Origin of the sequence: Cupriavidus pauculus (genome assembly GCF_022179805.1) — a bacterium.
In the GTDB taxonomy this organism is placed as follows: Bacteria; Pseudomonadota; Gammaproteobacteria; order Burkholderiales; family Burkholderiaceae; genus Cupriavidus; species Cupriavidus pauculus_E.
The window spans coordinates 1-752 of record NZ_BPUO01000038.1; the positions used below are offsets into that span (position 1 = coordinate 1).

Here is a 752-nt window from a genome sequence, read left to right on the forward strand (position 1 = left end):
GGGTTGCCGATGTTGAAGATCTTGCCGCTGGCCACGCCATCCTTGTTCTCGATGATGTGCATCAGCGCCGAGATGCCGTCCGAGATATCGGCGAAGGCACGCTTCTGCGCGCCGCCATCCACCAGCTTGATCGGCTCGCCACGGACGATATGGCCCAGGAACTGCGTCACCACGCGCGACGACCCTTCCTTCGATTCGAAAATCGAGTCCAGGCCCGCGCCGATCCAGTTGAACGGACGGAACAGCGTGTAGTTCAGGCCCTGTTCCATGCCGTAGGCGTGGATCACACGGTCCATCAGCTGCTTGGAGCAGGCGTAGATCCAGCGCGGCTTGTTGATCGGGCCGTAGATCAGAGGCGAGGCCTCGGGGTCGAATTCCTCGTCGGCGCACATGCCGTAGACCTCGGAGGTCGACGGGAACACCAGGTGCTTGCCGTACTTCACGGCGCTGCGCACGATGGGCAGGTTGGCCTCGAAGTCGAGTTCGAACACGCGCAGCGGGTTGCGCACGTAGGTGGCCGGCGTGGCGATGGCCACCAGCGGCAGGATCACGTCGCACTTGCGGATGTTGTACTCCACCCACTCCTTGTTGATGGTGATGTCACCTTCGGAGAAGTGCATGCGCGGATGGTTCACCAGGTCGCCCAGGCGGTCTGACGACATATCCATGCCGTAGACCTCCCACTGCGTGGTTTCCAGGATGCGGCGCGTCAGGTGATGGCCGATGAAGCCGTTGACGCCAAGAATCAGGAC

1 protein-coding gene is annotated in these 752 nt (G+C 62.1%); it reads right to left on the minus strand.

The window, feature by feature from the left end:
- On the minus strand, positions 1-752 hold a 752-nt coding region (locus tag MFF62_RS30730; RefSeq protein ID WP_238267959.1), incomplete at both ends, for a bifunctional UDP-4-keto-pentose/UDP-xylose synthase.